The organism is Verrucomicrobiota bacterium, from assembly GCA_039192515.1.
GTDB lineage: Bacteria > Verrucomicrobiota > Verrucomicrobiia > Methylacidiphilales > JBCCWR01 > JBCCWR01.
The window spans coordinates 26,858-53,276 of sequence record JBCCXA010000019.1 but is presented as its reverse complement, the minus strand read 5'-3'; the positions used below and the strand labels follow the sequence as shown (position 1 = coordinate 53,276).

Sequence of the window (26,419 nt, the reverse complement as noted above, 5' to 3'; positions counted from 1 at the left end):
TTATGTCCAGACCTTCATGATTCCTAGCCCTAGCTTCTTAACTGCTTTAAGAAGAAACCTCTCTGCTTTTCGGAGATGGCCATATCCACTCGCTCCATTACCTCAAGCAGATCCTCCCAAACTTGACGTTTTAAAGCAAGATCCCTTTGATAGAGTAAAAAAGCTGGATGATACGTTGGCATGAGCGGTATTCCTTGAAAATCATGCCACATTCCCCTTGTCCTTGTAATTGACATTTTTTCTCCCATCAGCCCTTCAATAGCCGTAGAACCTAGTGCTACCAAGACTTTTGGTTCTATAATACTGATTTGGGCTGCTAGATAAGGACGACAAGTTGTCATTTCACTCAAAGTAGGTTTGCGATTACCCGGAGCGCCTTGGGGCATGTCTGGCCGACACTTAAGCACATTGGCTATATAAACTTTCTCCCTCGTCAAACCCATAGCAGCAATCATCTTGGTTAAAAGCTGGCCCGCAGCACCCACAAAAGGCTCTCCCTTGAGATCCTCATCCGCACCAGGAGCTTCGCCTACAAACATGATGTCGGCATGAGGATTTCCAACACCAAATACCACTTGTGTGCGACTGCTCGCTAAGTGTTGACACTTCTGGCAAACCGAAGCGGTTTGCTGTAGAGCAGCCAATTCCTCAACTTTATTTGATGTCTCATCAATAGACCTCTCTATTCCCACCATTTCACTTGAAGCCAGAGAATTCTTCTGCTCTTCTACTCTCTGGGATAAACAAATCCTGTCCGTTTCATAAGCACCGGACTTAGAAAAAGTGCTCAGCGCTGAAGTGGTTTGATGAGACACATGACCAGACTTACCAAAATCTACTAGCCTATTGATAAGATCACTTTCAACCTCAACTTCTTTTAACCCTAATACTTGAAGCTGCTTGATATACTCGAGTGTGACTTGTTTGAAATTTGAGCTCATAGCGACATCATTTATACACAAACTTTTTACCACTAACAGCCTCATAAAAGGAACAAAAATCCTCAGGTAACGGAGCAACAAATTGCAACTCTTCCTTTGTCCTAGGATGCCTCAAGTGTAAACGAGAAGCGTGTAAGAGCTGCCGTTGAACACCTAGTTCCGAAGGCCATTTCACGTTTCCTCCATACGTTCTATCCCCAATCACCGGGCAACCGGCGTGAGCACTATGAACACGAATCTGATGTGTCCTTCCAGTATGAATTTGTAGCTCTATGAAAGTCGCCCACCTTGCTGATTGTTGACTTTTTTCATGACTCACACGGCAAAGTTCCTCTATAATACAATAATCTGTTCTCGCATGTCTCCCATTCTTTAAAACGGACATTTTATGCCTTTGAACCGGGTGCCGACCAATTGAACCATCCCAAGTGCCCTTCTCATTCGGAGGTTTTTTCAGAACAAAGGCTTGGTAGAATTTTTGGATAGTACGCGATTGAAATTGTTCAGATAATCCAAGATGCGCCTGATCATTCTTAGCTACAATAAGTATACCACTTGTATCCCTATCTAATCGATGCACTATACCTGGACGCTCAACCCCTCCAATGCCAGATAACTCCCCTTGACAATGGTGTAAAAGCCCCGCAACTAAAGTCGCATCTCGAACTCCTGCACCAGGGTGAACCGTAACACCAGCATTCTTATTTAGTGCTAAAAAGTCATTATCCTCGTATAGAATTTTTAAATCCATCTCCACAGGATTTAAAGCCATAGGCTTAGGGTCTGGCATGTAAACTTCTATCTCTTCATTACCTTCCAACTTGACTCGGGCTCCTACAGCCTCGCCATCGACAAGAACACTTCCACTTTCAATAAGTTGCTTCACCCGCATTCGTGAAATCTCTAACTTCTCTGCCAACGCCTGGTCAAATCTTCTCTTTTTTTTAAGTTCTTGGGCTTTTATGTAATAAATCTTCAAATCTCTTTCTATTAAAGTGTTGCCGCAGCTTTTATCAATGATATCATGAAAACTATCTTGAACATCATTAATACCGCTCTAAACCTTTGTCCAAGTTGTTTAAAGGAAGTGGATGTTTCAGGTCTCGACGTAGGCACGGGTGTGGTATGCCCCTATTGCAGTTACCAATTTTCTGTATTTTCCAAGTTTGACCACTTTCGACTTGAACACAAGCTTGGTGAAGGAGGTATGGGATCTGTCTTTCAAGCAACGGATGAAAATCTCAATCGCATTGTTGCCATTAAAGTTCTTAAAGTTTCCCTGTCGGAAAATAAAAAATTCATCGAAACCTTTTTACGCGAAGTCGAGATTACTTCATCCCTCGCCCATCCAAATATTGTTCAAGTTTATTCATTTGGTCAATTCGAGGGGCAATACTATTTAGTCATGGAATGCTTAGGCGATAATACCTTAGATGACGAAATTTCTAGACGAAAAAAATTGTCTGAAATTGAAGCCATTGACATTGCTATTGGTATCGCTTCAGGTTTAAATTTCGCCTTACAAAAAGGTCAACTCATTCACCGTGACATCAAACCTGGCAATATGATGATTGCCAACGATGGAACCCCCAAGGTAGTGGATTTTGGACTAGCTTTAACGCCTGAGACAGCCGATGAAATTGACGGTGAAATATGGGGAACTCCCTACTACGTCTCTCCTGAAAGGCTAGAAGGTATACCTGAAGACTTCCGAAGTGATATGTACTCCTTAGGTGTCACTATCTATCATTCCTTAGCTGGGCGCCCTCCATTTGATGCTGATACAGCTGAGCTCGTAGCTAGCATGCATTTACATAATACTCCCCTGCCTCTAGCCACATATGCCCCCAATGTAAGTGAACAAACTGTCTATGCCATCACCAAATGCATGGCTCGCCATCGCGATGACCGTTTCCAGAGTTACGATGAGTTTATAGCGCAACTTGAAGACGCAAAACGCAGACTTTCTTCAAAACCCTTTAATGCTGCCGCCCCACCTACGGTTACCCAAATTGAAGATAGCGTCTCGAACAACAAACAGGCTATATTGTTAATAGCTATACTAGTTGGTCTAGTAATCCTCATCATCGGAGCATATCTGTTGCACCGTATTTCACAAAGCGTCTAGAGCCACTGCTAAACTAATTTTGAAACTCTTTGGCCACCAACGCTAGAAAAGGATAAGAAATTATGAAGGGTTTTATCAATAGCTAGGTGATAAAACAGGGTTTTCTGCCCCTGTAATCCCAAGGTCTACTGTCCCATTCGGGTTAGCCTTTATAAATTCTGCACTCCCTCCAACTGTTCCCACAACGACCCCGTCTGGCCCCCACGGGGAATCCGCGCTAGCCATAGCAGGCAACTCAGGGCTGACAACACCCAGATTAGTGAAGGCTTTGACGCCTTTAGTTAAAACCAACGGACAACGACTTGGTGAATTTGTAGTGAGGTTATCTACATAAGCCCATGCCACATTTCTTGGGTCCAAGGTAAAAGCTGGCAGATTACCTGGATCGATTTTTGGAGGATTGGGTGTATTGGTCCCTGCAAAGACCCTTTCATCATCAATGTATCGATTATGAACAAGTTCTTCGAAAACCTCAGTGGAGGATGCCCCAGTAGGATACAATCCATTAGAATCTTGAGCCGCTAGATTAAGTGCTAATACTAAATTTCTCGCATTATTAGTGTCACTGATTCTAGATGCAACCTTTCTCGCTGCTGCTAGTCCTGGCACAGCTAAGCCAATAATAAGAGCAATAATCGTCATAACCACAAGCAGCTCGACAAGCGTAAAACCTTTACGGGATCTAAGTTTTATCATAGCTTCTTATGGTAATGACTTCCCATAATTTTGTCAAAACAAAGCAATGTAAATAATTGCTTTATAAAGTCATTGGCTTTGATTTTAGATGCAACCTATCAGGGCGGAAGCACTTAAATAATATCCTTTACATATCCATGCAGACCAACGATTTTCATTTTGAACTACCTTCTAAACTTATTGCTCGAAAGCCTACTTACCCCAGAGACCGTTCTAAACTCATGGTCATAGAACGAAAAACGAGGCAGATTTTCCACAGCAGCTTTCACCAACTGAGCGAATGGATCACGCCTCGAGATCTTTTAATCCTTAACAACAGCAAAGTAATTCCTGCTCGACTATTTGCTGAAAAAGGAAAAATCGAATTACTTCTGTTAGAAGAAACTTCTCCTAACCACTGGTTAGCTATAGGCAAACCCGCAAGAAAGTTATTACCAGGTAATAAATATCGTTTAGAAAAAAGAGGAACCGATCTCAAAGGACCAGAATTTGAAATTCTGCGCACACTAGAAGATGGCTCAAGAGTGATGAGGTTTTATCAAAAGCCAGATTTAAAAACATTCGGTGAACTCCCTCTCCCCCCCTACATCCAAAAGGCCAGAGAGGCGTCTGATGAAGATACTTTCCAGAATGAAGACTTTTCAGATTATCAAACCACTTATGCCCAAAAGGAAGGTTCCGTAGCAGCGCCAACGGCTGGACTACACTTTACTTCAGAACTTCTAAATCAATTTAATCATCAATTCATCACACTCCATGTAGGTCTAGGAACTTTTCGACCTGTAAAAGCTAAAGAAATCAAGAACCACCAAATGCACCGTGAAAGATATTGGGTTCCAGAAAGTTTATCTGAAGAAGTAAAACTTGCTGAAAGAGTAATAGCGGTAGGCACAACCAGCGCACGTGTTCTAGAAAGCAATCCCAAGCTAAATTCAGGTCCAGGTGACACAAATATTTTTATCCACCCGCCCTACTCTTTTAAACGAGTTGATAGCCTGATCACCAATTTTCATTTACCTGGATCGACATTAATCATGCTCATAGCAGCATTTATGGGTCATGATTTACAAAAAAAGGCTTATCAAGAAGCTATCGATAAAAAATACAGATTTTATTCTTATGGCGACGCCATGCTAATTTTATAAGGCCCCTTATCAATCTACCCCTCAATGGTCTGAATTTCTACGGGCTCAACTTTAACCCCTTGCTTCTCTAGCCAGACGACAGCCTGTTTGATAACTTCCCTAGCACCTGCAAGCTCCATCCCGATCACTCCTACTTCGTGATTCACGGACGCTTGACGTATGATAAATACTATGTCAAATCGCTTAGAGAGCTCGTAGACTAAAGGCTTTCCACAATGCTGCTCATCAAAATTGAGCCAGTAACGTGCTTTATATTCCGACATGGTAGATCATCTTAAAAACAACTTACAATGACCTGTATAAGCTTACAATCATTCATTTAATAGCTAAAAAACCTTCGAAGCAGACATATTTGTAGACCGTCATAACATCCACAAAGCCTGCTCTTTTAAACAAATCTAAGTTACCTTGGGTAGAGAAAGGCTCTAGAACTCCTTTTAAGCTCCTTGTTTTCTGCACGATCTCATCACCAGAATAACCATTAGCTAGTTTATAGTCTGTATACAAAGCGTTCATCATATCTTGAAAACGTGCGTCTGGACCTCTTACCTTTTCAAACAATAAAAATGCGCCGCCCCAGTTGAGGTTTTGGTAGATCAGGTTGACCAAATGCTGTCTGACTTTAGGTCGAATAAATTGTAGTGTATAAAAACAAGTTACGAAATCAGTTGGCTGCCATTCCAAATCCATCACATTGCCATGGCGTATTTCTATACGCTTGTAATCTGCACATCGAGCTTGAGCTCTTTTAACCATGGCCTCTTCAGCATCCACTCCAATGATTTGACAATCTTTAGCCTCATGTCGTCTGGCCAGTTTTTCGGGCAACACACCAGTTGCAGCACCTAAATCATAGACCACAGATTGCTCCATGACAAAGTAATCAGACAGCCGAAGCGCTAATTCATGACATTCGTGATAAAACGGAACAGAACGCTGTACATGCTGATCAAAATACTCCGCTGTTTTTTCGCCAAACTCCCACTGAGCACTTGCAGCTTGAATAAAATCTCCGACTGTTTCCGATCTTTCAGAATTCATAAATCTTATCTTAAAAGGTCTTTCAATTTTCTGATAGTAGAAATATAGATTTCTATCCTGGGTTATGGTTCAAAAACCTGGAATAGGTGCATAAATTAACTCTTGAACACAATAGATATCCCACTATTGAATAATGGTTATATGTTTGCTTTACGGAAGCCCCTACTTTATTGCTTGCTTCTCTTAGCTACTTTCAACGCTCCTTCATATGCTCTAGATCAAGCAAGAGGAACACACCAAAACCATTCGGAGGCCATTTCAAGCAGTGATGCCAAAGAAAATAATCAAGCTAACGATGCAAAAAAGAACTCCCAAGATGATCCAAGGCCTCGGACTAAAATTAGCTGGCTAGGACATGGGTTTCTCTATCTCATTACAAGCACCGATATACGCGTAGCTATCGATCCGTTCGATTATAAAAAAGTAAACTACACTTTTCCCAATAATTTATCAGCTGACATTGTATTAGTAACTGCGAACACTCCGGACCGATCTGATTGGCACCGCTTAATTGGAGACCCTCAAATTTTTATGAGTCTCACTGCTATTGGAACAAATCAGTCTAATGGTATCCTTTTTAAGGGAATCTCATCCTTTCGAGACTCTCAATTAGAACAAGGCGTGGGCCTCAATACTATCTTCACTTTTAGCATAGATCAGGTTCGCTATTGTGCATTAGGCGCTCTCGGCCATCGAATTAACGCTACTCTTCGGCGCAAAATAGGCCGCACGGATGTGCTTTTCTTACCAATCGGCAATAAGGCTCTAACACCTAAACACTGGTGGGACATTGCTGAGGAATTAAAAGCCAAGGTAATTATCCCTATTCTTTATAAAACCCCGAAGTCAGGAGCTTATGAAATGAGAAACCTAGATGAGAGTGGGTTAGAAAATCATAAAACTATCCATCTAGAGAGCAATGCATTAGCCCTTTCTAGCCAAAAACTACCTGCTGAACCAACTGTCTTTATTTTTCCTACACCATAATCTGATTTATTTCACCGCCTCCTGCCAAAATCAATATACTCCTTGCAGAAATCACCCATTTACATTTACTACCTACTCAGGCATGTTCTTGTGATTAATATGAAGGTTCTTATTGTTGGAAGTGGAGGAAGAGAGCACGCCCTGGGTTGGAAATTAGCACAGGATCCTCGTGTGACTCAGTTATTTTTTGCCCAGGGAAACGCAGGAACAGCATGCATTGGAGAAAATATTCCCATCAAAAACACAGATGTGGTTAACCTCACCGCATGGGCGAACGTTAACAAGCCAGATCTAACGGTTGTAGGTCCGGAAGCTCCCCTATGTGCTGGCTTGGTTGATGAACTACAAAATCTTGGCCTAAAAGTTTTTGGCCCCAATAAAAAAGCCGCGCAGCTCGAAGGCAGTAAGCATTTCACCAAAGAATTACTTACTCGGGCAGATATACCTACCGCCACAAGCCACACTTTTACAGATAGTAACGCTGCTAGAGAATATCTCCAATCCTTGGATAAAGAGGAATTTCCAATAGTGGTCAAAGCTGATGGCTTAGCTTCTGGTAAAGGGGTTATTATTTCACAAGACCTAGACCAAGCTCTCGCTGCCATCCAACAAATTATGGACGATAAAAGCTTTAGTGACGCTGGCAGTAAAGTGGTTATTGAAGAATTCCTCACTGGGCAAGAAGCTTCTATTCATGCTTTTACAGATGGACAAACCTATCAACTCCTTCCTACATCTCAGGACCATAAACGTATCTTCGATCACGACCAAGGCCCTAATACAGGGGGTATGGGAGCTTATGCTCCAGCACCTCTTGTTACACCAGAAATCCTCAACACTATCAAAGAAACCATCTTCAAGCCTCTCCTAGCTCAATTCCAAAAAGACGGCATCGATTACAAAGGTGTCCTCTACGGTGGGCTTATGATTGAAGATAGTAAGCCTAAAGTCCTCGAATTTAATTGTCGTTTTGGAGACCCTGAAACACAGGTTCTCTTGCCCCTTCTTGAAACACCTCTTTTAGACCTCATCTTAGCAGTTATTGATGAGACACTTGATAAGTATAAGATCAAAATCAAGAATGACTCTGCAGTAACTATTGTTTCTGCATCACAGGGATACCCTGAACAGCCTAGAACAGGCGACTCCATCACGGGACTCGAGACCAATCAATCCAATGAAGAAATCATCTTTCATGCAGGCACAAAGAAAGAAAACGATCAAGTCGTGACCGCAGGGGGTAGGGTTTTGGCTTGCACTGCTTTAGGCCAGGATTTCATGTCAGCTCGCGAAAAAGCATATAAACTTAACAAAACAATACAATTTGATGGCCGCCAATACCGTAACGACATTGGACAAAAGGCTATTGATAGCATGACACCCCACTAGATTCTATAGACCTAAAGTCTAACATCATGAGTAACAAAAAATCTTTACCACAAATCTCAACCCCCCTTTTCCTTAGTGCTCTAGCTGCCGCTTTTCTCATGGGCGGTTCCATCGTTTACTTTTTCCTCTTAACCACAAATTTCACCGAAAAGGAGCAAACTCCTATCGCAAGCCAAGATATTTCCGAAAAACTAACACAAATCAATACTCTTGGAGACTCTGATAAAAAGGATCAGCAGGAAAATAGGCCCTTAAATGAAATGGAAAAGCAGCAGCCTTTGCTATCACTAACACCAAAGGACACAAACATTCTTCTCAACCTATTGCGTACAGATTATATTGATAGCGCCTCACTCCTTTCTCAGCCCCTCAAACCTGAAAATGTTTCTAGCTATATCCAAAACGCGCCTGATAAAATCAAAGTCACTTTTGCACCTCTTCAAATTTATTCCGCAGACGAGCATAATGTATTGGAGCTACTTGCGCATAATATTGCCTACCTACGACTAACCAGTGTTCGTGAACAGGATATTAACGACCTGACATCTCTGTGGCCAGAATGGCACGAGAAAGCAATAGTTGGACTCATTCTAGATCTACGTTTTTTTTACGAGCAAACTGATTTCAGTTTATCAGCAAAATTCCTAAGCTTATTTGTATCACCTAACACTCCACTATTTTCTGTCCAAGACTCTAGCTCAACACTAAGTGAGTTTGATTCAAGCAGCCAACCTCTTAATATTCCGGCCAAGTTCCCCATACTCATCGTAATAAATAAGGACACCCGCGGAGCCGGAGAACTTATTGCCTCCTATCTCAAGAAACAACTAAATGCCATTCTCCTTGGCACTGAAACCTCTGGAGAAGCTGGACTATTCACCTCATCTAAAAAACTGCCTTCAGGCCGCTATGCTCGACTAGCTAAAGCAACTGCGATTTTACCAGATCAAACTGATCTACTGGGTAAACCTATTATTCCAGATATCCCTTTGCCAGAGAATGAGCAAACTACTGAAGCCTGGGAACTGGCTATCGAGAGTAAAGTATCGAACACAATTTCAGAAATCACACCGTTTCCTAGACGCAACTGGTTTGAGCAACCCGATAAAAATTCTGCACTAAAAAAGCCAAACTCTCTTAGAGATAATAATCTAACTCTGCGAGACAGTTTTTTACAAAAGGCTGTTAGCATCATACGCAGCATACATATCACTCAGCAAACGCCACCTGCCGCCCTTAGCAAATCAGAATAATTCAGTTTATGAAGGTCATTAGATTCCATTCAATAGCTATCAAAATTATAAGCTCAAATTTAAGCTAATTCGTAAGCTTTTCTGTTTCTAGGTCGAAGACAATACCTGGAAACATCATGATCAAATTCATTACAGAAAATATCTTCAAACAAGCCATAAAGCCTAGAACTCATTCTAAAAGCAAACAGAAGGTATGGGTTATCGAACGTCATGGAGGCAGATATTCAGATGCATGGAGAGAAATCTCTGTGAGTCATCACAGCGGGTCAGCTTTTCGGTGCTACAATTCCATCGACAATTCTATTAAGCAAGGTGGCGTAAGAATCACCTGCAACGGCAAGCTTATCAGCTCACGCTGGGTGCCTTTGAGCCGTCGTTATCATTGCGTCTTGAGCAGCTAAATTTAGCTCTTTTGGAGAGATCTTATCCAAATAGCTTGTGCATCGCCTGCGCTGGGAAGTATTTGCCCGGACAAATAGTCCGCTCGTTTTTAATTTCTCGGTGCAACATTAACTTCGGTTTACCGCCAAGTAGATCGCTGCGTAAATAATTCGTGAGCTCAATAAAAGATGCCACTTGATTGCGTGAAGGCTTCTTTTTTTGGAAGTTACCGACTAGACAAATACCAATTGAGTTTTGGTTGTACCAATTTGATTTCACATGTCCTCCATGTATTTGTTTTCGCCATCTTTCTGAAATCTCTATCTGCCCATCGCCCGAATCAGATCCATTGCCAATTACAAAGTGATAGGCTAAGCCGTTTTCCATACCACGACTGCGATGATAAGCATCAAAAATAGCACCACTACCAACTGGTGTTCCACTATGGTGTGCTACGATATACTTCCAGCGTTTACGGTTTAAATTTGCAACCTTGATCCGGCCTCCGATTGCCTTATTCAAAAACACAAACGATCTGCTAGATTCCCTTTTGGAGGAAACAGGTTGAATTGGCACTACAATTTTTTGGCCGATGTATATCAAATCATTTCTCAACTTATTCTCTGAACGAATGGCGGAGATATGACTATTCATTTTACGAGCAATTGTACTAATCGTATCACCCTTTTTTACCGTATAGGTCTTCTTTACAACTTTGTGGGACTTCTGGTTAGACGGCGAAGGAATCTCTAACTTCTGACCGATTAGGATCGTATCTTGTTTAAGGCCATTCGCAGATTTTAATAAAGACACACTACACTTATACTTTCTTGCTATAGAACTAAGTGAATCACCCTTTCTGACGGTGTAAGTTCTTAGTTTTTCAGTAGCCGCATATAAATTTGACGCCTCAAGATCAAGACAATATCCCCCTATGATGATATAGGCACTACTTAGAAAGTCTCGACGTGTCCAATTCATGGTTATCTAGAAATGATAAGTCTAGCTACTCTGCACGCAATACTTGAACATTGGCCCGCTGTAGAGCAAATGAACTTGCTCTCCAACTAAATAAGATACCCATCAAGCACAGAACTAGCATCATCATGAAAAGCCATAATAGCATAGAAAAGCTCCAATTTGCTGATAACGCTGGAATAACTGCTAGCAAGGATGCCATCACCCCTAGCGCTAAACCCCAAGCCATTAGATGAAAGCTTTCTTTTACCACTAAATACCTAACGTTCTTTTTACTGAAACCTACTGCCCGCATTAGACTAAACTCCACTTTACGCTCCATCACATTCCTCAGTAAAGTCACGGCCACACCAATACTACCCAAAATCAACCCAAGTCCTCCTAAGACTTGAAACATGGAGATATAGGCATTTTCCACAGCATAAAGTCGTGCTAGTCTTTCCCAGGTCGTTGTCACAGACATACCATAATCTCCAAGAACACGAGACAATTCCTCTTCCACTTTCTCAGAATGTCCTTCATCACTATCGATTAAAAATGCCTGATAACCTCCTTCATCTACAAAGATATTTCGAAAAGCCTCCTCATCTATGATTAAACTTCCCTGCAATAAGCTTCCTGTTACTGCTGCAACTATTCTTATGCGAAAAGGTTCTCCAAAATCATCTAGGTAATTTATTTCATCACCAATTTTTAAACCCAGTGACCAAGTGAGTGAATTCAAATCGCCTATTGCAGGAATGACTCTCTCCCCAAGATTATCTCTTAACAGAGCCCAACCTTTTCCTTGATTATTCGCTTTACTCGAAAAACTAAACGCCTTTCTGGATTCTAAGTCCTGGCTTTTCACCCCAAGAATCCTTGGCGACTGAGCAGTATTTAGATTTAAACAACTGGCTTCATCTCCTTCTTTGACTCGAAATGGCAAAAAGGCAACTCCATTCAAAACACCTCCCGCAAACCCCAAAGACTCCTGAACACTTGTTCTATTAAGATCATCATAAAGTGGAACAGTAGTTTCGCCCCATAAAACATAACCGCCTGTCCCAAAACTTCTTTCTTCAGACTGAACCGTGGCATCTTTTCGGAAAAGACCTACGGATATCAGCAAGAAAACCCCACATGCCAATACTCCAACTACCACCAAACTTCTACTACGTCTCCTAGCTGCATTTCTAACGGCGAGTTGTGATAGTGAACCGAAGGTATTTTTTAGGTTTGCTCCTTTAGCCAAATAGATGAACCATTCCGAGCATACCAAGATCCCTCCGGCTAAGGCCAAAGCTCCCGCACCAAAAAACATGCCAGATTGAATCACACCGCTGGCTGCTTGACCTCGTAACATCAGCACAAAAACAGACAGGAATGCACCTGCAATCATTACCCATGACCAACGAAATTTTTTACCACTCGGTTTTATTCTGACACTGAATTCATGATGTGTAAGCCCAGCCAACGACTCTCGAACCGAACTAGCAAACTGCTTCCTTAAAACCCAAAACATCGATACCCAAGCTATACCAAGACTAAGAAGCACACCTACTATGATAGACATAGCAGAAATATGGAAAATAAAATCAATCTCACCAACAGCTCCCTTCCAAATTGAATCAAGTCCCCAAAGCATCAACACAGTATAGGCTACGCCTAATAGCACTCCAAGGATCGATCCTAAAACAGACATACCCAAGCCTTCTGTTATAACCAGTTGTTTTATTTTTTTTCGACTCCAGCCAACAGCAAGGTAAACACCAACTTCCCGACTGCGCTGCTCTAAAGAAAATGCAAAAAACAGACCCATTAAAAAAGCTGAAGCCAGAATAATAAAAAAACTAAAACTCAAAAAAAGTTCTGAGAAATCAAATGGCGCTTTTCCTCCCTTGTGCGCTATCTCAGCGAAAGGCAGAAGCATTAGACCTAGATCCATCCCTTGAATCTTGGACCTCAAATCAGTACGTAGGCTTTTACTGGCGGTGTAACGAATAGCTGTTAGCTCTCCAAAACGCGATCCCCAGATTTTTTTTCCTTTAGCCAAAGTCATATAGGCTTTAGGAGCACCTTTATACTCATCCCAATAAACTTCATCTTTCTCACGAATTTTATCCAAATCAATCGGCACGCCAGGATCCCATTCGCGACAATTATCTTCTTCGGAGATTCCAGGAAAATCGGGCATCCATCTAGAATCTATTTGCGGTCCTTGCATCGGTAAAATAGCACGAACGTTCATCACTGTTTCTTGCTCTATAAGTTCTCGCCTTTCACCCTCTACATAATACCGAAGTGCAATCTTATCCTTTATTGAAAGATCTAGATCATCGGCTAACCATTGATTAATGACGACCTCATCATTATCTAAATCATCCGGTAAAAAGCCAACTTGCTTGGGATCAACTGCAGTCACCATAGAATAAGGTGTCCACAAAGAATTTTTATGATCTTCTAACGGCTTTATCTCATTCACTAAGTATGTGACTACACCGTAAGAATCATTGTTAACTTTTAACAACCTATTTTGCAGAGGAGTGTCAATAAAGACACGATCAGATGAAAGCTCATACTGACCATGATTCAGATCTTTTAAATTCAAAGCAAAGTCTTGTAACTTGAAGCAAGTCTCTAAAGCTTCACTCCATAAAGTAACGCCCTGCTTTTCAACATCCCCAATGAGAAGTAGATTAGCCTTACTCTCAAAACCTAAGGTCTTAGCGAGTGATTTCTGATCAATAAACACATTGTATGGAGCTAGATGGCTAGCATTTAAACTAAAAAGACCGAAAGATTTTGCATCTAGCACTCTGTCTACTTCCAATCTAATCGATTCTAGATAATCCCTTCCACCAGATATAGGCGCATCTCGAGATATCAAGGAAGGTCTCTCCATCCTTAGAACAATGGTATCACCAGGTCTAACTGACAACTGATTGGCCAAAGCTTGATTAATACCTACTTTTTTACCTTCTGGTTTCCAATCTATCAGCTCAGGCGCAAATTTCCAAAAGTCAGCCTCCATACCCATTATCTGAGCTTGATTGACTCTACTGTTTCCACTTGGCGTAGCAACCGTTCCAACAACCATGGCGCCCGAAGCTACAAGACCTTTTTGCTTTTCCCTTAAGTCTTGGCTTAATTCCTGACGAAAAAAACGATCTTTGGAAAACAATAAATAATCAATTTTCCCAATTCTTGCATTTACGATTTGCACTAGCGTTTCTCGCACGGAATCACCCACACCTAGTGCTCCCAACAAGACAGTTGTAGCTAATGATGCTCCTAGAACTAAACCTAAATGATCTCTCCAGTAAAACTTCGCATTGCGAATAGTAAGATTTAATAGATTCATAAGTTCAACTCTCAGCAAGTGATCCCTGCTCCAAGCGCAACTGCTTATTCATCTGCTTTGCAAAAACCTCAGAATGTGTCACCATGATCAGTGTTTGCTTATTCTCTCGATTTAGCTTAACCAATAGATCCATCAATTGCTCTCCGTTTTGACGATCCAATGCGCCTGTAGGTTCATCTGCCAGCAACAATACAGGCTCATTGATTAATGCTCTAGCCACCGCAACACGTTGCCTTTCACCTCCAGATAACTCTCCTGGCAAATGATCTACCCGATCCTTTAGGCCCACTTGCTCAAGCAACTCGTTCGCACGCCGCTCAGCCTCTAGCTGATTACCTAGGAACTCATTAGCCAAAGTTGGAATCAGGACATTCTCTAGCGCTGAGCAGTGTGGGAGTAAATGATGAGACTGAAAAACAAAACCCACAATCTCATTACGAAATCTAGCTAGTCCCTCTTCACTGAGATTATGTAAAGCCTGATCACCTACAAAAATTTCACCGCGACTTGGTTCATCTAAACCACCTATGAGGTTTAATAACGTGCTCTTGCCAGAACCAGATACCCCTAGAATTGCGACAGACTCACCTTTACTTATTTTTAGATCAACCTGTTTTAACACCTCTACTTCTGAGGAACCTTCTTGGTATGTTTTACTAAGACCTTTTATCTCAACCATTATTTTATTCCTTAATGATCCAACGTTTGGCCTTCATTTCAAACCTCGGTAAGCTCTCTTCTGGAACCGTTTCTACGGGAATCCTCAAAGCAAAAACCTGATGGAAACGCTCCTGCATCTTCTTGGCAATATCCTCGTTTCTCTGTCCATCTAACTCTACCTCTAATAATAATTCCGGCAAACTAGCAGTTTTGTCCAGCGTTACTCGATATTCTTTTAATTGAGGAAACTCACGCAAAACCCCATCAATCGCTGTAGGATAGATATTTACACCGCGCACAATCACCATGTCATCCATACGGCCGATAATACCTCCTTCTAATAAAGTTCGCCCCTTAGTTTTTTTCATTCGAACTAAATCTCCAGTGCAATATCTTAATACTGGAGTGGCTGATCGCCCTAGTGGTGTTAAAACCAATTCACCTTCAACAGCTTCATCACTTACTGCAATCAAGGCTTTTGTCTCTGGATCGATCAATTCCGCAAGATATCGATGATCAAAGATTTGCAAAGTATCTTGGTATTCTGGATCTCTAACAGCAACAGGACCGACTTCTGTCATCCCATAATGATCGATAAGATCAATCCCAGGCGCAACTTCCGCAAAATATTTCCGAAACGCAAAAGAGCTACCTCCAGGCTCCCCCGCTACTAAAACTTTTTCCAAATGCAGTTGTCTTGGCCCAATCGATTGCTCTCTTGCAATCTCAAAAAACCTTATTGCATAGGTCGGTGTGCAACACAAAACACTAACCTTATGACGTCGAACCATCTCTATTCTAGTTAGCGTATCCATATTGCCACCTGGTATTACAAGAGAACCTAACTCATGAGCCGCTTCATAAGCTGTCCAGAACCCCAAAAATGGACCAAATGAAAATGCACAAAAAATTCTATCATCCTTGCTTACTCCAGCACATTGATAAACCTTCACCCAATTTTCAACCATCCATGCCCAGCTCTTATCTGTATCTAGCCAGACTACTGGCTTTGCACCGCTTGTTGCACTTGTTTGGCTGAAACGAGTGTAGGCTGAAATTGGATAAGTTAAATTTGTACCATAAGGTGGATTAACTTTCTGATCATCCACAAGATCTTGCTTCTTCAACAACGGAAATTTTTCTGTAAAGCCTTCCAAACTCTTAATATCTTCGGTTACACCCGACTCTTTCAGTTTTTTGCTAAAAAACGGATTGGTCTCGCGAAGCTGCCGCAACAAATCATTTAGGCTTATTAGCTGCTGAGCTTGGAGATTCATAAGACACCTAGGTAACTTACGCCATTTCTAAATCGTTATGTTCTTTAATTTGCACTAAAAACGACTCCGGAATACTGCGCGACTTCAACTGCCCCTCTTTTCTGCCTAACTCTACACAAACCGTCGTCAGATAACCCCTTGCAACCTTTTCCAAAACCTCACTATTTCCATCAGTCTTCATAACTTTCTGGAACTGAAATTGCATTTTTAGTGATCGCTCTCGAATTTCCTCAATACGCAGGACAATCTCTACGACATCTTCAAACTTTAGCGGCTTTAGATACTCACAGTGCGCTTCTACTCTAGGCCAACCAATCGTTTTACCATCCACTTTTTCATGAACCGTACTTCCCAGTGAACGGAAAAATGCGTGCTCTGTTTGCTCCATCATCCGAAAAAAATTGGAAAAATGCATGATTCCAGCCATATCAGTCTCTACAAACTCGACTCGCTGCCTCTGTGAAAACTCTGAAATTGCCATTACTTGCTCATTTTTTCGAAAAGATTTATATCACCTAATTTACTCATTATCAATACCTTACAGATAATTTCATCCAATTACTCAAACTATACTTGAATAAGTCGATAGACTTTGTAGACTTTCGAATTATCTTCAATCCATGGTTATTACTAAAACACCAAAAATCGCCATGAATCATACATCTTCACTCGATAGTGCAGCGACTTCTCAAACATGGCAAGACCTAGACCTTAGGGAACTGAATAATACCTTAACGACTCGCAGCGCCGAGGAGCGCCTTCAATGGGCTGTCAATCAATTCCCTGAAAAAATTGTTATGACTAGTAGTTTTGGGGCACAAGCAGCAGTTACTCTCCATTTGACAACACAAATATGGCCAAAAATTCCAGTAGTCCTCATTGACACTGGCTATCTTTTCCCTGAAACCTACAAATTTATCGACGACTTGACTGAACGCTTAAAGCTCAATCTAAAAATATATCGCCCTGAAACTAGTGCCGCCTGGCAAGAAGCGCGCCATGGAAAACTGTGGGAAAAAGGAAAAAAAGGTATTGAACTCTACAACCAAATGAACAAAGTAGAGCCACTGCAACGCGCGCTTCGGGATCTGCGAGCAGACGTCTGGATCGCTGGACTACGTCGTGCTCAATCGAGCAGTCGAGAAAATCTTTCTGTTATTGCGCTGCAAGAAAACCGCCTTAAACTCCACCCTATTGTTGAATGGACAGATAAAAATATCTATGACTATCTCACCAAGCATGACCTGCCCTACCATCCACTATGGCATGAGGGTTATGTCTCTATTGGAGATACCCACACCACTCAAAAATACTCCGATGGAATGTCCATAGAAGAAACTCGCTTCTTCGGCCTCAAAAGAGAATGCGGCATCCACGAGAATGCCCAGATCGATTTTTCAATCTAGATCCTTAAATAAATCGAACACCTAAGGGCACAAGGAAATGTGGATGGAGCACTAAGCCCTTACACCTCTTGACTTTGTAGCCACATCCTTATGAAAGGATTAAAAAATCGGTAGCCTTTTTTATCACGAAAGAGAAGCCGCCTTTGCTCTAGCGCATCTACTGCTCTTCGAACAGAGGCATAATTAGCTGCTTTACTCTTCTTGATAAAATCTGCTCCCAAAACATTATTTCCCTTGTACTTCGCCATTTCCATAAAGACTCTACGTTGCACTTTAGGCAACTGTGTCATAATGAGTTGATACGCACTATTTCTTTCGTTAAAAATCATAGTCATGGCCTTACGAAGTGATTCAGAAGTTAAATGTGTGCCTTCAGTTCGCCAAAGCCATGAGCATAATTCTTGCGCATCCCCTGTGACTCCATCAGCAATCTGTAGTATTTCCTCAACTAACCCTTCATCGACTTCACGTTTCCCCTTAGCAAACTTACCCATAAGAAATTTGCGGAATTGCTTAGCGTCTAAACTGCCAAGCTCTAGGGTGATCGCCTGTTTATAAAAAGGACTATCTGGATCTAAAAAAAGCATATCCATATCATTGCGCACACTTCCCAAATACACAAAAGAGTGTTTAACCAGAAATTGGATCTTAGAGCGTAAAACCGCCAGGATCTGACGGTTTTTCTCCAACTTGAGCAGGTCTTGAAATTCATCTAGCACAATGATGCTATTTCCATAATCAATCTCTTTTTCAATGTAGTATAAACACTCTTCAAGATCATCTGGAGAATGAATAGGATCCACTGTGCGGTTAATAGAAAAAGTTGGATTTCCTGTGATGGCATCAATTTTTACACTAGGTCTCAAGCTTGCCAGCTTCTTCATCGCCTGCTTTAGAGAACTGTTTTTCTCCTCAAACATCAATAAAGCCTTAGCCAGACGACTCACCAGAACTTCCAACGAATCAATACCCAATAAATCTATATACAGTCATTTCCTTTTCATCCGACGGGCCACCTCAAAAATTAGAGATGTTTTGCCAATACGCCGCACTCCGCGAACCTGCACATTTTGACCCGCAGCTACAAGCTCCGACATCTCCTTGATTTTCTGAGGGCGACTACAAAAATCTCGCCCCGAAACGACCACTCCATATTTAAAGGGGTTCCTAGAATAATCATAGCTTGCTGAATAGAAGTTGCAACTTGCAACTTCTATTCAGCAAGTTTGATATCATATTCAACTAGAATGATTCTTTCTTAAAAGAACAGCCCAATAAGTGTGCGCGTAGCGATTCAAATAACACATCTTACTCTTAGTCAAGCTTTTGCGAATAACACGACTCAAGCCACTTCTAGGCTTTTCTGTAGCAAAGGATTCAACCACTTTAAAACCGTAATCTGGAGCCTTATTCTCCACAAACACACTCGCATCCTCTAATGAAAAGAACCATTTATGCCTATCCATAGGAACCTCCAGAGGTAGCCCATAATGCCCAATTTTACCCCTACCTTTTTCGATAGGACGACGCGCATTGGTCCAATTATTGGGGAGTGAGATAACTACATGCCTTCCGGCAACTCGTAGAAGTTCTCCGAAAATAAAATGAAAGCGGTTTAGGTGCTCTAGCACATCACAACAGACTACGGATTGAAATTCCTGATCCTCAAATGGGAGTTTATCTACCTCATCTAGATTTAGAATCATGTCTGGCTTGCCTCCTAAATCAACACCCAAATACCTTGACGGCTTTAGCAATTCTTTCAAATAAGCTTGATCACAACCGACATCTAACAAAGATCCACCAAGATATTTACCAAGCCTGTTCGCAACAAATTCTGATCTGATTCTTCTCTCCGCAAACCATGCAGTTTCACTCTTCATACTGGCAAAGCCTAGTGTCTAAAAGTTGATCTATACAATTAGAATTTCAGGTAAGATACTCTTTATCTATTGACTTCATCTATCCTAAATGGGAATTTCGGACACCTAAAAATAATAGACATATATGAGCAAGACAATTAATGAATATCAGGTAGAGCTACGCCAAGGCAAGCTTTGGATCGATGGCAAACATGAATTTTTAAAAATTGGCAAACCTTTACGCCATTATGGGGATGAGGAGCAGATTGAAAAACTGATCAAGGACTTACCTATTATCAAAGCAAAACACTACCGATGTCTGGAGCTTAATTGTTACTGGCACCACTTAGACCCTAATGGCGATGGTGAGATTGATGTTTCAACAGAACCTCTCAAGAAACTCATTAATGCCATTAATGAGTATGGTATGTTTGCATCTCTATCTGTAGAGACTTATGGTGTCGGGGGTGGACAAATCCCTCAAGGTTTCTGGGACCGCTATCCCAAATCTCTCGCCATGGACCACGAAGGTAACCTCGTAGAAGATACAGAATACGGCTATATGAGTAAAGTTCCCTCACTCTTTAATAGTGAATACCTCAGCGCCTCTAGAGCTTATATTCGTAACCTCACCAAGGCTCTTTCTGATTGTGATATCCTTTGGTATGAAACGACTGTGGAGCCTCAATATATGGGGTCGCGCTGGATTGATTATGGCCCTGATGCCAGAAGTGCTTATGAAAATTGGTTAAAAACAAGTGAGATAGACGGTCCTACATTCCCGGATACATTTCCAGTTACTGAGAGGTTTATGCGCGACCCCATTTGGAACAAATTCCGTGCTCAGAATTTGGCAAAATGGGTAAATGAGGATGCTCAAGCGTACCGTGATATTGTAGGTGAAGATGCTTGGATTGCCACTGATTATTTAGACGCTATTGAGGAAACCATGATCCAGCGTTGTGGCGACCCCCTAGAATTCTTGCGCTATTTGACAGGCCCAAATATTTTACAAGTCAATTGGACCTGGCATAATTTTGATCGCAAACCACATATGCAAGCCTACAACCGGGTTCACCAAATCATGAAGGAAACCGGAAGAGATTGGGCTGTTGCAGAACATATGACAATCAATGGAACAGACTATCACGCAGAAGACATGAATGGCCTGTTGGAGAACACCCTAAAAAATGGGACTTGTCTTGGCTGGGAATTTGTTGATGTCTGCGCCGACCTTGATAGCCCAGATGTAAAAGAAGGGGTAGTTGAGCCAGGTAATTTCAAACCTGCACACTTCACCGTTTATGACAAAGATTGGAATCCTATCCCTACAATGGCAGTGGTTGAAAACAATTGGGACAAATGGCTAGAAAGAGTAAAAGAAGTATGTAGCCAGCCCTCAGCTTAGAATTAGCTTCCTGATTGCTGAGCGCGTTGAATATTCCTCAGAAATATTTCACTAAGAGGGGTTGGAGCTATCACTAGCGGGAATCATGATCTACATAGATCCCGCTATACAATGGACAAGAATAGAGCCCGGATAATGTCATAGAAGTTTGAGCAACAAGAAAAAAGAGTCGACGGAAATATATCAAAATGATGATAGCTCTAAGTGACTCTCTCTCACTAGTGGCCAGGATCTTGTAAAGATGATGAAATCTCTATGGCATCATTCTGGTTAAATGACAGTGCCTTCAAGTGAGAACTTACCTATAATCTTTATTACCTGCTCAACTTGTAACTTGATGGCTAAATAAATTCACATCAGCTAGCCTTGATACAGAGGGAACTATTTAATCGCCGGAATCTCTTCGCTGGGTGGTATTTCTCCTCGCAGCATCTTTCTTATTTTTCCAGCAAGCTTGAGGTAGAAATCATTGGGTAACCCCTCATCATGTGTTCGAAATTCAGATCCTCCTCCCAGCGGAGGATCATTTGTGACTTTGAAAATTTGAGTGCCTTCATCTAACTCATCAAACATTGCTTGATAGATCATCTTGACACCTGCCTTCTTTGCGAGTGTGCTCTGAGTCCAAAGAAATTTCCCTTTAAGTCTTGGAATATAAGCTTCGTGAACTTCTTTTGAAAATTCTCCGATCGGTTTCAAATTCCTCCAACTGAACCCAGGAAACACCACAGGTAAAAAATCCACACGATTCTCTGTGCTCCACTTCACATCATCAATCAACGTATTTTTATAATAATCTTTAACATCAGCGATAGAACGATAACGCCCTATTGTCCATGGCATGACCACATCAGCCTTTTTAATAATTCGTAAGAGATCTTTGTCAGAGACTGTATCTCTATCCAGTGTTCTCCAATAAGTAGGAACTCCTAGAATGATACTGCAGCCTCCATAATTTGGGTCATTTTTCAGGAAGTCCATGAATTCCTCTACTTCATTCAGTGTATATTCTCTATTATCATTGAAACCTACCCCCCATATTCCCACGATAGGCTTACCGTTATGCTCCTGATAGAAATTATCTTTAGGGTCATTTAGCAACTTCAACTCATCTCTAAGATACTTCCAGTCATTTTTAACATTATCCATCCAGCCTTTAGGTATACTACTTAGATCATACATAAGGGCATAGCTACGTCCGTGATGATTAGCTGCAGCCCGCACATAGTTCAGCATATTATTATTAGATGGGAAAAGTTGTTCATATTCGTGATGGCAGGTTGTGACATCACAGGCAAAGCGTTGTAAAAAAGCACCATCTATTCCATATTCTTTCATCCACTTAAAATGAAGATCTACAACGTTAGGATTATGTGAGCTGAAAACATAAGCAGGGCTACCATCTTTGTGTCGAAAGGGAGTCTTAACGCGATCTTTTTCATCCAACTCAGAGACATCTGGCCAAAATTCAATTCCACACTTTCCAGGTTTAAATTCATCATAAATCCCCCGATAGTGCACCCAACCCATGTTAGATCCATCATCAGGAGTGCGAAACCAACCTTGATAACCACACATGAATTTACCGTCTAATGTTGTTATGTCTGTTTTATCAGCTTTGCATCCAGTTATTGAGCTGGCTGCTAATATTAGCCATAAAACTGCCTGTTTACAACTTCTGCGAATCATTAAGTCCTTATTCATTTTCAATATCTGATTTAAGTTTGGTCAGGCTCCTGGTTTATATCTAATTTCAACCTGCCAAACACTCTTATGCTTTTCACCAGCATGAAGAATCACTGATAGATCTGCTGGACCTTTGACAAGTTCTATATCTTTAAAGATTAATTCACCATTCTCTACTACTTTCTTTAACTTCTTGCCTTGAACACTTAGTACAACCTCTTCGATATTCTTTTTAGGACCAAAGAGACATTCTATATCATATTTCCCTCCGTAAGCTACTTCCAGCTTCCAGTAGGGACCTCTATCTCCTCTTGCTGCCTGTTGATCTTGACCCGTTAAAACCATTGGGTTCTCATATTTGGTCCCAACATGAATACTTGGCATAGCATAATCACCCTCACGAGAGCTATCTATCTCCTTTAGCCACGTATCATAAGCACCTCTCATAGACTCCACTATTTCTGGATATAGTGCTGCCACATTTTTTTGCTCATAAGGATCTTTACTGATTTCATATAATTCAAAAATAGGCTCCCCCTCAAACTGCTCTTTGTGAAAGCCACTAGGATGAACAAATTTCCATTCCTCGGTTATCACTGCGCTATGATGATAAGTAGTGGGACGAACTCCACGGTGTGCTTGTATAAAAAGATATCGATCAGGCCATTCAATCTTATCCTCCGAAAGTAGTGACAAAAAACTTCTTCCGTCAAATTCTCCCTCATATGAGACCCCACAAGCTTCTAATAAGGTAGGCATAATATCTATATGCGCCGCCACACGAGGGCTGCTAACAGGCTTCTTAAATTGTGCAGGCCATTCTATTAGAAAGGGCGTTCGAACGCCTCCCTGATAAACCTCTGTTTTAGCTCCTCTGAAACCAGAATTATACCTATTCCCATCAGGCCCATTGTCTGACATAAAAATAATCATCGTATTGTCCAAGATACCAAGCTCCTTAAGTCTTGGTTGAATTTTACCTACGTTTTCATCAATGTTTGAAATCATGGCAAAAATTCTCGCCCTAGTATCGAGCTGCTCATTATTTTCATTGGTCTGTAAAGGATAACCGGCTTGTGGGACATTTTTATTTCTTAAGTCCATTTTGCGATAGATATCATACCAGCTTAGGGGAACATCATGAAAAGGACTATGCGGTGCATTTGTCGAGATGTAAGCAAAGAAAGGCTTACCTTTTTTACTTTGTTTACTGATCCACTCTATAGCTCGGTCAAAATAAATATCTGTGCAATAACCCTTCTCTTGAACCTTTTTCCCATTATGAAAAAGGATAGGATCTGTGTATTTGCCTTCACCGCCAGGTGGATCTGACCTCTGTCCAATCCCTCCACCTTTATGCATCAAAACTTCTTCAAATCCCTGATCCTGTGGGCGCATTGGATAGCAATCCCCAAGATGCCACTTGCCAAAAAGCCCTGTAGCATACCCTGCGTCACGCAGAACCTCTGCCAAGGTAACTTCTTCAGTCTTCATCATCGAACGCCCCTTCCATGTATCCGTCACTCCTGTTCGATAATGGTAACGTCCCGTCATCAAAGACGCTCGAGTTGGTGAACAAACTGGGCTTACATAAAATTGAGTCATCTGAGCACAAGACTCAGCCATCTTATCCAGAAAGGGTGTTTGAATAAGTGGATTCCCAGTGAAGCCAAAATCACCGTATCCTTGGTCATCCGTAATAATAAATACAATGTTTGGTTTTTCTGCCATTACCACTTGAAACTGAAAAAAGGCAACACAAAGAAGAATTATAACTCTCTTGATAACAATCACGAATTGATTCACTTCAATTTTAATAGTCATAGGTCTGCGAAGAGATTTGCCGCAAAGCCTTTCGCGCCTACGTCTCGAATCACAAAAAGGCGACCGGCAAACTCTTCCTTTTCTGTCTTATGAATACCAGTAGTCACATATAGATCATTTAGATCGGACCCACCAAAGCAACATGCTGTTGTTTCAAGGCAGGGCAACTCAATTTTCTGAATCTGTTTACCTGCAACTGGATCAAATTGAATCACACAGGCACCGTGGCAAAAAGTTACCCATAAATGATCATCAGCATCAATAGCCATACCATCTGGAGATGCTTGGATAAATGAGGTATCCACAACACAGCATTTGTTAGTCAAAGAGCCTATTTTCGGATCATAATCAAAGGCAACGACCGTTTTGGTTGGTGTATCTATGTAATAGCAAATATTTCCAACTTTATTCCACACAATACCATTCGAATTAGTAACAGGCTCATAAGCAACTTCACAGTTCAAGTCCTTATTAAGTCGATACAATTTAGCCGACCCCTCTTTCTTCACTAGTGAAATAGTGCCTGCAAAAAGACGTCCATCAGGAGCACATTTACCATCATTGAATCTATTGTCTGGTAGTTCAGGTTCAGGGTCATGGATCGCCTTTATAGATCCGCTTTTTGTATCAAAGAAAAATAATCCTTTGTCTCCACCAAATAGTAGTCTGTTGGACTTAGATGGAACTACAAAACCGACTCGCTGTTCCACAGGCCACTCTTTTTCCTCTCGCGTATTAGGATCATAGGACACAATGGCATGTCCCTCAATATCCACATAATATAAAAGTCCTTCATGCCAAATGGGACCTTCACCCCATTTAGAAACACGCTTTCCCGCTGGTTCTACTTTCAAAGCCGACATTCTACCTTTATGACTCCATAACCCTTAAGGTCAATGGCCTTTTTGTGAAAAATCTTTATTGTAGACGTTTCTATTCATAAAATCATTCGTATTGAAAACCTCCGAGCGCATTGAACTTATCGATCAGTCTCTCTCCTCTGTTTCTTCTTCAATTTTCGTAAGTGCAGAAGATCTCACAGAATTACTACAAATTGAGCTGGGTCACAGGGAAGCACTTGATGCTTTTATTCCCTACTCAAAACACAAAAGAAAGGCCATAGCTCCTCGTAAGATCTACTATATTTGCGCGTCAAATCTTGATATATCCGCCCAGACCTCGCTTATCATTGGCTTATTACTGGGCAGTGAATTGACTTTTAAAATACCTACCCAAGGTCTCTCAGCCTTCTCAAAATTGGTAGAAGAATTACCTATTTCATTGAAGCAATATGTCACACTCATTTCAGAGCACCAAATAGAAAGCATGGCTATCTCGGATGTGGTAGTGGTTTTCGGCACAGATCAAACTATTGCCTCGGTCAAAGAACAAACCCATTGGAAACAACGTTTTTTGGGCTATGGACACAAACTTAGTTTTGGATTCATACCCAAAGGAAATTCAACAGAAGAATGGGCAAAGCTCGCTGTTCAAGAAATTAATGCTTATAACCAACTTGGTTGTTTATCTCCCCAAGCCTACTTCTGCCACTCATTAGAGGAAGCTGAACAACTAACAGATAATATCCGCTTGACATGGAAACAAGAACCTCCTCGTCCTCTACCAGATGATTTTGCATTAGAAGCTAAAATTTACAATGCTCGCCAAGAGTGTTTAGTGGATGGCATTCGGATTTTTACTCCTCAAGACAAAGGCTTAGACTGGACCATTGGGCTTCATCCCTGTGGAAGCACAGTATTTCGCCCCATGCCTGGATATCGCTTTATCCAAATCTATCCTACCCATGATTTAGCTAGTATGCTTAACCCTTGGAAGAATAACCTCTCTGCACTCTCAGTTGCCTCAGAAGAAATTACCCCTTTTACTGAGGAGATGTCTTTACCCTTCAGCCGCTTTTGCCAAACTGGCCGGTTACAAACCCCCCCCCTCCAGTGGTTGCATGATGGACGCCCACGCTTAGCAGATTTAGTAACCTGGCAGTTTATTGATTAGT

24 protein-coding genes are annotated in these 26,419 nt (G+C 41.4%); 9 read left to right on the top strand and 15 right to left on the bottom strand.

The window, feature by feature from the left end; all coding sequences use genetic code 11:
• Positions 1 to 29: 29 nt before the first annotated feature.
• A complete protein-coding gene (locus AAGA18_09825; GenBank protein MEM9445637.1) occupies positions 30 to 941 on the bottom strand; it encodes a uracil-DNA glycosylase in 912 nt (303 codons plus the stop codon).
• Positions 942 to 948: 7 nt separating this feature from the next.
• The gene (locus AAGA18_09820) at positions 949 to 1,920 is read right to left on the bottom strand and encodes an RluA family pseudouridine synthase (protein ID MEM9445636.1); all 972 of its coding nucleotides are present in this window, start codon (positions 1,918 to 1,920) and stop codon (positions 949 to 951) included.
• Positions 1,921 to 1,965: 45 nt separating this feature from the next.
• On the opposite strand from AAGA18_09820, the gene AAGA18_09815 reads away from it, so the two are divergent.
• Positions 1,966 to 3,069, top strand: a complete 1,104-nt coding sequence (locus tag AAGA18_09815) for a serine/threonine-protein kinase (protein ID MEM9445635.1) — start codon at positions 1,966 to 1,968, stop codon at positions 3,067 to 3,069.
• A 75-nt stretch (positions 3,070 to 3,144) separates the two neighbouring features.
• Here the strand turns inward: AAGA18_09815 and AAGA18_09810 are convergent, their stop codons facing one another.
• Positions 3,145 to 3,765 carry a type II secretion system protein gene (locus tag AAGA18_09810; protein MEM9445634.1) on the bottom strand — a complete coding sequence of 207 codons (621 nt, stop codon included), beginning with the start codon at positions 3,763 to 3,765 and terminating at the stop codon, positions 3,145 to 3,147.
• Positions 3,766 to 3,902: 137 nt separating this feature from the next.
• On the opposite strand from AAGA18_09810, the gene queA reads away from it, so the two are divergent.
• Entirely contained in the window at positions 3,903 to 4,910 is a 1,008-nt protein-coding gene (gene queA / locus AAGA18_09805; protein ID MEM9445633.1) for a tRNA preQ1(34) S-adenosylmethionine ribosyltransferase-isomerase QueA, read from the top strand.
• 14 nt (positions 4,911 to 4,924) lie between these two features.
• On the opposite strand, the gene AAGA18_09800 is transcribed toward queA, so the two are convergent.
• On the bottom strand, positions 4,925 to 5,173 hold the full coding sequence (locus AAGA18_09800) for an NIL domain-containing protein (GenBank protein MEM9445632.1): 249 nt from the start codon (positions 5,171 to 5,173) through the stop codon (positions 4,925 to 4,927).
• A gap of 52 nt (positions 5,174 to 5,225) precedes the next feature.
• Positions 5,226 to 5,951, bottom strand: a complete 726-nt coding sequence (locus tag AAGA18_09795; protein ID MEM9445631.1) for a methyltransferase domain-containing protein — start codon at positions 5,949 to 5,951, stop codon at positions 5,226 to 5,228.
• A gap of 141 nt (positions 5,952 to 6,092) precedes the next feature.
• Between AAGA18_09795 and AAGA18_09790 the strand changes: the two genes are divergently transcribed.
• The 4 genes from AAGA18_09790 (at position 6,093) to AAGA18_09775 (ending at position 9,981) form a co-directional block, all read left to right on the top strand.
• On the top strand, positions 6,093 to 6,938 hold the full coding sequence (locus AAGA18_09790; GenBank protein ID MEM9445630.1) for an MBL fold metallo-hydrolase: 846 nt from the start codon (positions 6,093 to 6,095) through the stop codon (positions 6,936 to 6,938).
• A 99-nt stretch (positions 6,939 to 7,037) separates the two neighbouring features.
• Positions 7,038 to 8,327, top strand: a complete 1,290-nt coding sequence (purD, locus tag AAGA18_09785; protein MEM9445629.1) for a phosphoribosylamine--glycine ligase — start codon at positions 7,038 to 7,040, stop codon at positions 8,325 to 8,327.
• A 26-nt stretch (positions 8,328 to 8,353) separates the two neighbouring features.
• Positions 8,354 to 9,580, top strand: coding sequence for a S41 family peptidase (locus tag AAGA18_09780; protein MEM9445628.1), 1,227 nt, complete (start codon positions 8,354 to 8,356; stop codon positions 9,578 to 9,580).
• A gap of 116 nt (positions 9,581 to 9,696) precedes the next feature.
• Positions 9,697 to 9,981 carry a hypothetical protein gene (locus AAGA18_09775; protein ID MEM9445627.1) on the top strand — a complete coding sequence of 95 codons (285 nt, stop codon included), beginning with the start codon at positions 9,697 to 9,699 and terminating at the stop codon, positions 9,979 to 9,981.
• A 22-nt stretch (positions 9,982 to 10,003) separates the two neighbouring features.
• On the opposite strand, the gene AAGA18_09770 is transcribed toward AAGA18_09775, so the two are convergent.
• Genes AAGA18_09770 through AAGA18_09750 form a run of 5 tightly spaced genes read right to left on the bottom strand, consistent with a single transcriptional unit; the run spans position 10,004 to position 16,700 of the window.
• Positions 10,004 to 10,942, bottom strand: coding sequence for a LysM peptidoglycan-binding domain-containing protein (locus AAGA18_09770; protein MEM9445626.1), 939 nt, complete (start codon positions 10,940 to 10,942; stop codon positions 10,004 to 10,006).
• A gap of 25 nt (positions 10,943 to 10,967) precedes the next feature.
• Positions 10,968 to 14,282, bottom strand: a complete 3,315-nt coding sequence (locus AAGA18_09765) for an ABC transporter permease (protein MEM9445625.1) — start codon at positions 14,280 to 14,282, stop codon at positions 10,968 to 10,970.
• A 4-nt stretch (positions 14,283 to 14,286) separates the two neighbouring features.
• On the bottom strand, positions 14,287 to 14,961 hold the full coding sequence (locus tag AAGA18_09760; GenBank protein ID MEM9445624.1) for an ABC transporter ATP-binding protein: 675 nt from the start codon (positions 14,959 to 14,961) through the stop codon (positions 14,287 to 14,289).
• A gap of 4 nt (positions 14,962 to 14,965) precedes the next feature.
• Positions 14,966 to 16,219 carry an AMP-binding protein gene (locus tag AAGA18_09755; GenBank protein MEM9445623.1) on the bottom strand — a complete coding sequence of 418 codons (1,254 nt, stop codon included), beginning with the start codon at positions 16,217 to 16,219 and terminating at the stop codon, positions 14,966 to 14,968.
• A 16-nt stretch (positions 16,220 to 16,235) separates the two neighbouring features.
• On the bottom strand, positions 16,236 to 16,700 hold the full coding sequence (locus AAGA18_09750) for a thioesterase family protein (protein ID MEM9445622.1): 465 nt from the start codon (positions 16,698 to 16,700) through the stop codon (positions 16,236 to 16,238).
• Between the two features lie 169 nt (positions 16,701 to 16,869).
• Here AAGA18_09750 and AAGA18_09745 point away from each other — a divergent pair, with 169 nt between their 5' ends.
• A complete protein-coding gene (locus tag AAGA18_09745; GenBank protein ID MEM9445621.1) occupies positions 16,870 to 17,625 on the top strand; it encodes a phosphoadenylyl-sulfate reductase in 756 nt (251 codons plus the stop codon).
• Positions 17,626 to 17,684: 59 nt separating this feature from the next.
• On the opposite strand, the gene AAGA18_09740 is transcribed toward AAGA18_09745, so the two are convergent.
• Together AAGA18_09740 and AAGA18_09735 are read right to left on the bottom strand one after the other, a co-directional pair.
• Positions 17,685 to 18,572, bottom strand: a complete 888-nt coding sequence (locus tag AAGA18_09740; protein ID MEM9445620.1) for a hypothetical protein — start codon at positions 18,570 to 18,572, stop codon at positions 17,685 to 17,687.
• 291 nt (positions 18,573 to 18,863) lie between these two features.
• Positions 18,864 to 19,508 carry a methyltransferase domain-containing protein gene (locus AAGA18_09735; GenBank protein MEM9445619.1) on the bottom strand — a complete coding sequence of 215 codons (645 nt, stop codon included), beginning with the start codon at positions 19,506 to 19,508 and terminating at the stop codon, positions 18,864 to 18,866.
• Positions 19,509 to 19,632: 124 nt separating this feature from the next.
• Here AAGA18_09735 and AAGA18_09730 point away from each other — a divergent pair, with 124 nt between their 5' ends.
• Positions 19,633 to 20,895, top strand: coding sequence for a hypothetical protein (locus AAGA18_09730; GenBank protein ID MEM9445618.1), 1,263 nt, complete (start codon positions 19,633 to 19,635; stop codon positions 20,893 to 20,895).
• A gap of 381 nt (positions 20,896 to 21,276) precedes the next feature.
• Here AAGA18_09730 and AAGA18_09725 read toward each other — a convergent pair whose 3' ends face one another.
• From AAGA18_09725 to AAGA18_09715, 3 genes are read right to left on the bottom strand one after another with little or no spacing between them, the layout of a single operon-like run.
• A complete protein-coding gene (locus tag AAGA18_09725) occupies positions 21,277 to 22,599 on the bottom strand; it encodes a glycoside hydrolase family 71/99-like protein (protein ID MEM9445617.1) in 1,323 nt (440 codons plus the stop codon).
• Between the two features lie 24 nt (positions 22,600 to 22,623).
• Complete coding sequence (locus tag AAGA18_09720) at positions 22,624 to 24,405, bottom strand: arylsulfatase (protein ID MEM9445616.1); 1,782 nt, start codon at positions 24,403 to 24,405, stop codon at positions 22,624 to 22,626.
• Positions 24,402 to 25,268: an SMP-30/gluconolactonase/LRE family protein gene (locus tag AAGA18_09715; protein MEM9445615.1), complete on the bottom strand. Its 867-nt coding sequence runs from the start codon at positions 25,266 to 25,268 to the stop codon at positions 24,402 to 24,404. Before AAGA18_09715 ends, AAGA18_09720 begins: the two co-directional genes overlap by 4 nt.
• Before the next feature lie 91 nt (positions 25,269 to 25,359).
• Here AAGA18_09715 and AAGA18_09710 point away from each other — a divergent pair, with 91 nt between their 5' ends.
• Positions 25,360 to 26,418, top strand: a complete 1,059-nt coding sequence (locus AAGA18_09710; protein ID MEM9445614.1) for an acyl-CoA reductase — start codon at positions 25,360 to 25,362, stop codon at positions 26,416 to 26,418.
• Position 26,419 lies beyond the last annotated feature (1 nt).